The following is a 1,658-nucleotide window of genomic DNA, read 5'->3' as shown; positions in this document are numbered from 1 at the left end:
AACTTACCGGTGAAATCGCTCTGGTGGCAGGGTGTAGAATACAAACCGTGGCCCGTCAGCATTGAAGGGCTGGAAGTGACCAGTGATGGAAGGGCGGTATCTCCTACTCTCAATGTGGCCAACCTGGACGGCACACTCAGTGCGTTGTGTCTGGCGTATCAAAACATGGTGCAGGCGCGTGTCACGATCCGCATGACCTTTGCCCATTATCTGGATGCGCGTAATTTTCCCGATGGCAACCCGCAAGCCGATCCGACGCAGGAAAAAATCGATGTTTTCTACATCGACAGCAAAACTCAGGAAGATAACGAAAGCATCCAGTTTTCGCTCTCTTCTCCCGCCGATTTGCAGGGGATTAAAATTCCGACCCGGCAAATTCACAGCCTGTGTACATGGTGCATCCGTGGACAGTATCGCCAGTCACCGTGTGGCTATACCGGCACCCGTTATTTTACGGAAAGAGGCAAACCGACCAATGATCCGGCCTCGGATGCCTGTGGAGGGTTAATGCGCGACTGTAAAAAACGTTTTGGTGACACAGCGCAATTGCCCTTTGGGGGATTTCCCGGTTCGGCATTGCTGAGGCGCTAACGATGACGATACTGAGAAAATCGACCACCCGTGCCATGATGGTGCATGCCCAAGCGGCCTACCCGGATGAGTGCTGCGGGGTAATTATTCAACAGCACCGCCGACAGTATTACCTTCCCTGTCGCAATACCGCCTCGTCACCCACTGAACAGTTCTGTATTCACCCGGAGGATTACGCGGCTGCTGAAGACCAAGGCACGATTGTTGCCATTGTTCACAGTCACCCCGATGCGACGACACAGCCGAGCCCGTTGGATATCGCCCAGTGTGATCTGTCACAAATTCCATGGGTGATTGTTTCATGGCCGGAAGGGGATACCCGTACCTTGATGCCTCTGGCAGGCATTAAGCCCTTAATAGGGCGTCCGTTCGTGCACGGTATTTGGGATTGTTATGCCATCGTGCGTGATTGGTACAAACTGGAACGCACACTTGAACTCCCTGATTTTGACCGTACCGATGGCTGGTGGACTCGGGGCGAAAATCTGTATATGAAACAGTATGCCGCCGCTGGATTTGTCGCCTGTCGCGGTGAATTGCAGGCAGGGGATGTGATCATTATGCAGGTACAGGCGAATGAACCCAACCATGCCGGGGTTTATCTGGGGGACGGCCTGATGTTGCACCACCTGTACGGGCAGCTCAGTAAGCGGGAACCCTATCATGGCTACTGGCAGGAACGCACCACCATCACCTTGCGTCACGTATCCGCTTCGGCGGATTTTTTGTTTAGGAGAATGACATCATGAACACATTACGCACCGTGCGGCTTTACGGTGTACTGGGGACTCAGTTCGGCCGAGTGCATCAACTGGCTGTCTCTACCCCGCAGGAAGCGATCCGGGCATTATCCGTGCGGATGAAAGGATTTGAACGCTTTCTGCTGACTGCCAAAGCGCAGGGGCTGACCTTTGCCGTGTTTAACGGAAAACGCAATATCAGCCGGGAAGAGCTGATGTTTTCCGGGCAGGACGATATCCGCATTGCGCCCATCATTATCGGCAGTAAAAATGCCGGTGTCTTTCAGACTATTCTGGGCGCGGTCATGGTGGTGGCCGGCGCGTTCT

At 53.9% G+C, this 1,658-nt stretch carries 2 protein-coding genes and 1 pseudogene; all 3 read left to right on the top strand.

Going from position 1 to position 1,658, the window contains the following annotated elements:
- Positions 1–591: phage minor tail protein L (locus AACS92_RS21720; protein WP_099112020.1), on the top strand; the 591-nt coding region annotated here is incomplete at its 5' end.
- A gap of 2 nt (positions 592–593) precedes the next feature.
- Positions 594–1,340, top strand: a complete 747-nt coding sequence (locus tag AACS92_RS21715; RefSeq protein WP_099112019.1) for a C40 family peptidase — start codon at positions 594–596, stop codon at positions 1,338–1,340.
- Positions 1,337–1,658: pseudogene (locus AACS92_RS21710) on the top strand (tail assembly protein); the annotation flags it as partial. The gene AACS92_RS21715 and the pseudogene AACS92_RS21710, both read left to right, overlap by 4 nt.

The sequence above is a fragment of the Xenorhabdus sp. KJ12.1 genome, from assembly GCF_963876495.1.
In the GTDB taxonomy this organism is placed as follows: Bacteria; Pseudomonadota; Gammaproteobacteria; order Enterobacterales; family Enterobacteriaceae; genus Xenorhabdus; species Xenorhabdus stockiae.
Note: the sequence above shows the minus strand (reverse complement) of the source record. Positions and strands in the feature narration are given on the sequence as shown.